Raw genomic sequence first — 6,634 nt, 5'->3', positions numbered from 1 at the left:
GCGAGGTCCACCGCGGCGGCCAGGGCCGCCAGGCTGTGGCGCGACGCATCGAGCAGCGCCAGCACCCGCATCACCGGGATCTCGTCATCCCCCGCCGGCCCTGCCGGGTCTGACCGGGACGCGTCAACGTTCATCGTCCTGCTCCTTGTGCTCGTCGCCGTTGCCGCCCCGCTCTTCCTGGCGCGCGTGCTTCACCACCTCGCGGAAGTGGGTCAGCCGCTCGGCCACACGAGCATCGAGGCTGCCCTCGGGGAAGCGTCCCCTGGCGTCGGGCGCGCCGATGGGCAAGCCGGTGAGCAGCTCCAGTGCTTCATCCACCCGTGACACGGCGAAGACGCGAAAGTGCCCTTGCTCGATCGCCTCGCGGACTTCGTCCTTGAGCATCAGGTGCTCGACGTTGGTCGCCGGCAGGATCACCGCCTGGCCCTCGAGGTCGCCACGGGCAGTGCAGACATCGAAGAACCCCTCGATCTTCTCGTTGACGCCACCTACCGCCTGGACACGGCCGTGCTGGTCGATGGAGCCGGTCACGGCGAAGGCCTGATCGAGCGGCACCCGGGCGATAGCCGAGACCAGAGCGCAGATCTCGGCCACCGAGGCACTGTCGCCTTCGATGCCGCCGTAGGACTGTTCGAAGGTCAGGCTCGCGGAGAGCGAGAGCGGCTCCTCCCCCGCGTAACGACTGGCCAGGTAGCGCGACAGGATCATGACCGCCTTGGAGTGAATGCGCCCGCCCATGCGCGCCTCACGCTCGATGTCCACCACCTGGCCGTTGCCGGGCCGCGCCGTGGAGGTGATGCGCAATGGCTGGCCGAAGGCGTACTCGCCGAGCTGCAGCACAGAGAGACCGTTGACCTGACCGACCACACATCCTTCGGTAGCGACCATCATGGTGCCGCGAGTGATCATCTCGTGGCTACGCTCGCGGATGCGCCCTGCCCGCCAGAGCTGTTGACTGACCGCCTTCTCGACATGGCGCCGTGCGATCACCTTGGCCGCCTCCTCGCCGGCCCAGTGGTCAGCCTCCAGGACCAGGTCGCGAAGATCGCGGTGACGCGCACTCAGCTTGCGCTGATCGTCGGCCAGGCGGCTGGCCCGCTCAATCACGGCGGCCACCCCGCTGCGGTCCAGTGGACGCAAGGCCGCCTCGCGGGCCAGGGTCGCCACCATGCGGGCATAGAAGGTCACGTGCTCGGGGTCACGGTCGAGTTCGTCCTCCAGGTCGGCCTGGACCTTGAACAGCGCCAGGAACTCGGGGTCATGCTCGCAGAGCAGATAATAGAGAAGGCGCTCGCCCAGCAGTACAACCTTGACGTCCAGCGGGATCGGCTCCGGCTCGAGGGTCACGGTGCTGATCAGGCCGTAGGCCTGCTCCAGCGACTCGGTGCGGATCTCACCGGCCCTGAGTACACGCTTGAGCGTCTCCCAGGCCCCCGGCTGGGTGAGCACGCTACGCACGTCCAGCACCAGATAGCCGCCGTTGGCACGATGCAGGGCACCGGCCCGGATCAGCGAGAAATCGGTCAGCAGGGTACCGTTGTGGACATGGTGCTCGATGCGCCCCACCAGATGTTGATGCGTGGGCAGGTCCTGGTAGATCACCGGTGCCCCGTGGGCCTCGGCGTTGTCCACCAGCAGGTTGACCTGGAAACGGCTGAACACCGCCTCCGCCGGGATATCGGGCTCGTCGGCAATGAAGGAGTCGACATTGAAGAGGATCGCCTCGCGGATGGCGTCGAGGTGGGCCAGGATTCCCTCGTGCTCGGCATAGCGCTCCTTGAGCTCGTCCAAGGGGGCGCCGATGGCCGACTCGAGCATTTCCGCGTTGAGGGTATTGGCCTGGTCACGCAGCGCCTTGGCCAGGCGTGGCATCTGGCGAATCGCCTGGGTCAACTTGCGCTGAAGAATCTCGACATTGGCCTCGATACGCTCACGCTCGTCCTGCGGGAGCTTCTCGAAGGCCTCGGGCGTCATCCTCTTTTCCCCATCGGCCGGCACGAAGGTAAAGCCGTTGGGGGTGGAGAGCAGCAGGATGTCGTGTTCACGGGCCTCGCGCCGCACACTCTCGACCGCATCACGCTGACGCTCACCCATGGCCTGCTTGATATCGTGGAGGCGGTTCTGGTACTCCTCGCTCTCGAACATGGCGGGGATGGCACTGCGCAGCTCCTCGACCAGTGACTCCAGGTCCGTGCGCAGCTGCCCCCCCAGGCCGGGAGGTAGCGAGAGAGCCAGCGGCACGGCCGGATCATCGAAGTTGTAACGGTAACACCAGTCCCGGGGGGGCGAAGCATCCCGGGCCTTCTCGGAGAGGAAGCTGCCCACCAGGTTGTGTCGGTCGTGCCCAGGCTGGCCCAGCACGAAGAGGTTGAAGCCGTCGCTGCGGATCGCGGTGCCGAAACTCAATGCATCTCGGGCACGCTCGTGGCCGACGAGCAGGTCGAGCGACTCCAGCTCGCTCGTGATCTCGAAACCGAAGGCATCGGTCGGACAGGTCCGATACACCTGCGCCACCCCAAGGGGTTCCACCATAGCAATTCTCCTTTGCAGACACCGACAGTATGAGACAAAGCGAAGGTTCATGCCTGATAGAGATCAAGGAGCGCGGGCGCAGGAGGGTCGGCGAGCAACGGCGCGCCCGCCGGTGGCGATCAACGCAGGATGTCGCGGATCACTTCGTGGATGATGTCGTTGGTGAGGTCGACCAGCACGGCGTCGGTTCCTACGCGGCGCCATTCATAGCCTTCATAATAGGGTAAGTCACGGCGCACGCGATCGTCGAAGTTCCTGGCAATGCCGGGCGGCAGGGGCTTACCGCGCTCCAGGTTCATGCGGATGCCGGGTGGCAGGCTATCGCGATCGTCACGGCGGATAACCTCGCGCCGGCTGCGAAAGATCTCGCGGACCTCGCGCTCGTCGATCAGCGGCCGCCTTGCCTCGTCGCGATAGCGCTCCCGGTCACGGGACTCCCGGCGGTCGCGCTCGCCTTGATCCTGGCCCTGTCCCTGGCCACGCGACCCCTGGGCACTCTGGCCCTTCTGGCCACGCCGCTGCTGGCCCTCTTCCTTCCAGGGCGCAGCCCCTTGAGAATTGCCCTGTCCATTGCCAGGCTGCGCCAGCAGCGGAGAGGCAGTCAGGGTCAGGCCGAGGACACCAGCCACTACCAGGGGATAAAGCGGGAAACGGGTCTTCATGCAGACCTCCTCGTCGGGGCATGTACGCCCAGTCTAGTCCGGCATTGTGCAAGGGCCGTGCACAAATCAAGACACCCGGGCAAGCCCGGGTGTCGTCGAACACTGCTGGCAGGAAAGGGCGTCAGCCCAGGGTCTCGCCGGCCAGCATGAACCAGGTCTCGAGGACTGCATCGGGGTTGAGCGACACGGAGTCGATACCCTGTTCCATCAGCCACTTGGCCAGGTCCGGATGGTCCGAGGGACCCTGGCCACAGATGCCGATGTACTTGCCCTGGGCGTGGCAGGCCTGAATGGCCATGGCCAGCAGCTTCTTCACCGCCGGGTTCCGCTCGTCGAACAGGTGGGCGACGATGCCGGAGTCGCGGTCCAGGCCCAGGGTCAACTGGGTCAGGTCGTTGGAGCCGATGGAGAAGCCATCGAAGTACTCGAGGAACTCCTCGGCCAGCAGGGCGTTGGCCGGCAGCTCGCACATCATGATCACCTTGAGGCCATTCTCGCCGCGGGCCAGACCGTTGGCGGCCAGCAGGTCGACCACCTCACGGGCCTCCTCGGTGGTGCGCACGAACGGCACCATGATCTCGACGTTGTCGAGTCCCATCACCTCGCGGACCCGCTTGAGCGCCCGGCACTCCAGTTCGAAACAGGGGCGGAACGACTCCGAGATGTAACGCGAGGCGCCCCGAAAGCCGAGCATGGGGTTCTCCTCGCCCGGCTCATAGAGCTTGCCGCCGATCAGGTTCTCGTACTCATTGGACTTGAAGTCCGACAGGCGCACGATAACCCGCTGCGGATAGAAGGAAGCCGCCAGGGTAGAGATGCCCTCGACCAGCTTGTCGACGTAGAACGCCACCGGGTCGCTGTAGCCGGCGGTCCGCAGGTCGATGGTCTGCTGCAGGTCGGCGGGCAGGAGGTCGTACTCGAGAAGCGCCTTGGGGTGCACGCCGATCATGCGGTTGATGATGAACTCGAGACGTGCCAGGCCAACCCCGGCGCTGGGCAGGCTGGCGAAGCTGAAGGCGCGATCGGGGTTGCCGACGTTCATCATGATCTTGAAGGGGATCTCGGGCATGGCGTCGACGCTGGTCACGCGACGGTCGAACTCCAGCAGCCCCTCGTAGACGTGGCCGGTGTCCCCTTCGGCACAGGAGACGGTGACGTCGCGCCCGTCATCCAGTGCCTCGGTGGCATCGCCGCAGCCGACCACGGCGGGAATGCCCAGCTCGCGGGCGATGATCGCCGCGTGGCAGGTGCGGCCGCCCCGGTTGGTGACGATGGCCGAGGCCCGCTTCATGATCGGCTCCCAGTCGGGATCGGTCATGTCGGTGACCAGCACGTCGCCGGGATTGACCTTCTCCATGTCGTCCGGCGTGAACACCACCTTCACCGCGCCGCGGCCGATGCGCTGGCCAATCGCCCGACCGGCCACCAGGGTGCGCCCCTTCTCCTTGAGCTGGAAGCGCTCGAGCTTTCCGCCCTCCTGCTGGGAGACCACGGTCTCGGGGCGGGCCTGGACGATATAGAGTTCGCCATCGTCACCGTCCAGCGCCCACTCGATGTCCATGGGGCGACCATAGTGCGCCTCGATGGTCATCGCCTGGCGGGCCAGGGCCATGATCTGTTCGTCGTTGATGCAGAAGCGCACGCGCTCGGCCAGCGGTACGTCGACGGTTTCCACCGACTTCCCGGCACTGGTGTCGTCGGTGTAGACCATCTTGATCAGCTTGGAGCCGAGGTTGCGACGCAGCACCGCCGGACGGCCCGCCGCCAGGGTCGGCTTGTGGACATAGAACTCGTCGGGGTTCACCGCCCCCTGCACCACGGTCTCGCCCAGCCCCCAGGAGGCAGTGACGAAGACGGCGTCGCGGTAGCCGGACTCGGTGTCCAGGGTGAACATGACGCCCGCGGCACCGGTCTCGGAGCGCACCATCTTCTGGATACCGGCGGAAAGCGCGACGTTCTCGTGGGCATAGCCGCGATGGACGCGATAGGAGATGGCGCGGTCGTTGAACAACGAGGCAAAGACCTCGTGCACGGCACGCTTGATGTTGTCGAAACCCTCGATGTTGAGAAAGGTTTCCTGCTGGCCGGCAAAGGAGGCATCCGGCAGGTCCTCGGCGGTGGCCGAGCTGCGCACGGCCACCTTGAGGTTGGGATGCATCGCCGAGAGCGTCTCGTAGCTCTCGCGCAGGTAGCGCTCGAAGGTCGGCGGCAGCGGGGTGTCGATGACCCACTGGCGGATCTCGGCACCGGCCCTCGCCAGTTCGGCCACGTCGTCGACGTCCAGGGTGGCAAGCCGGCGGTTGATGCGCTCGTTGAGCCCTTCGTGGGAGAGGAATTCGCGGTAGGCGTGGGCCGTGGTGGCGAATCCGCCGGGGACGGTGACACCCGCGCCGGACAGGTTGGAGATCATCTCGCCGAGAGAGGCGTTCTTGCCGCCGACTCGCTCGACATCATCCATGCCCAATTGATCTAACCACTGAATGTAATCGTCCATGAGACCTCCCAGGATAGCGACGACAGGTGCATCATGCCGGCAGGCCACGCAGGACTCGGGCATGAAGGGATGGTGGCGACCTTACCAGCACCCCACCATATTCGCCATTAGTCTAACATCGAAGTCACTGGAGGATTTTTACAACAGCGGGCCAAATGACCAGGCATCTGTAGTAGCCAGAGGCTGGAGGACAGCAAACCCGCCTCTTGTCCCACTCCCGGCCAGCACCGACAATAGGTCTGACCTTCACATTGGACCACAGCGACCCGCCATGACGCGCACCGCCTTCTTCATCTCCGACGGCACCGGCATCACCGCCGAGAGCCTGGGACGCAGCCTGCTCGCGCAGTTCGAGAGCGTCGAGATCCGCATGCTCACCAAGCCCTACATCGACTCTCTCGAGAAGGCCCGAACGCTGGTGGCGATCATCGAAGCCACGGCGGTACGCGACGGCGAACAGCCGATCATCATCGACACCATCGTCGACGAACAGATCCGTGAGGTGATCCGTCAGGCTCAGGGCTTCAAGGTCGATATCTTCTCGACCTTCCTCAAGCCCCTGGAGGAGGAACTGGAAGCCCACTCCTCCTACAGCGTCGGTCGCACCCATGCCATCGGCCGCGACGACGTCTACATGGACCGCATCCACTCGGTGCACTTCGCGCTGGACAATGACGACGGGGCCCGCACCCACCAGTACGACAAGGCCGACATCATCCTCATCGGAGTCTCGCGCTGCGGCAAGACCCCCACCTCACTCTACCTGGCCCTGCAGTTCGGCATCCGCGCCGCGAACTACCCGCTCACCGAGGACGACCAGGACGAGAACGGCACCCTGAAGCTGCCGAAGGCCCTGGTCCCGCATCGTCACAAGCTGTTCGGGCTGACCATCGACCCGCGGCGGCTGGCGGCGATCCGCCACGAGCGCCGGCCCAACAGCCGCTAC

General features: G+C 65.5%; 4 protein-coding genes. 1 reads left to right on the top strand and 3 read right to left on the bottom strand.

Annotated elements, in window-relative coordinates; all coding sequences use genetic code 11:
* Positions 1-123: 123 nt before the first annotated feature.
* The 3 genes from RI841_RS13185 to ppsA form a co-directional block, all read right to left on the bottom strand.
* Positions 124-2,532 (bottom strand): ATP-binding protein, encoded by a 2,409-nt coding sequence (locus RI841_RS13185; protein WP_310706082.1) that lies wholly within the window; start codon positions 2,530-2,532, stop codon positions 124-126.
* A 119-nt stretch (positions 2,533-2,651) separates the two neighbouring features.
* Complete coding sequence (locus RI841_RS13180; protein WP_310706081.1) at positions 2,652-3,194, bottom strand: anti-virulence regulator CigR family protein; 543 nt, start codon at positions 3,192-3,194, stop codon at positions 2,652-2,654.
* Between the two features lie 121 nt (positions 3,195-3,315).
* On the bottom strand, positions 3,316-5,688 hold the full coding sequence (ppsA, locus tag RI841_RS13175; RefSeq protein ID WP_310706080.1) for a phosphoenolpyruvate synthase: 2,373 nt from the start codon (positions 5,686-5,688) through the stop codon (positions 3,316-3,318).
* A gap of 271 nt (positions 5,689-5,959) precedes the next feature.
* Between ppsA and RI841_RS13170 the strand changes: the two genes are divergently transcribed.
* On the top strand, positions 5,960-6,634 hold a 675-nt coding region (locus RI841_RS13170), incomplete at its 3' end, for a pyruvate, water dikinase regulatory protein (protein ID WP_310706079.1).

The organism is Halomonas sp. (assembly GCF_031581305.1).
Taxonomy (GTDB): Bacteria; Pseudomonadota; Gammaproteobacteria; order Pseudomonadales; family Halomonadaceae; genus Halomonas.
This window is presented reverse-complemented; position numbering and strand designations above follow the sequence as displayed.

Bases quoted from the DNA above. Each gene is read 5' to 3' on its own strand.
- RI841_RS13180 (WP_310706081.1), bottom strand. From the start codon at position 3,194: ATGAAGACCCGTTTCCCGCTTTATCCCCTGGTAGTGGCTGGTGTCCTC.
- RI841_RS13185 (WP_310706082.1), bottom strand. From the start codon at position 2,532: ATGGTGGAACCCCTTGGGGTGGCGCAGGTGTATCGGACCTGTCCGACC.
- ppsA (WP_310706080.1), bottom strand. From the start codon at position 5,688: ATGGACGATTACATTCAGTGGTTAGATCAATTGGGCATGGATGATGTC.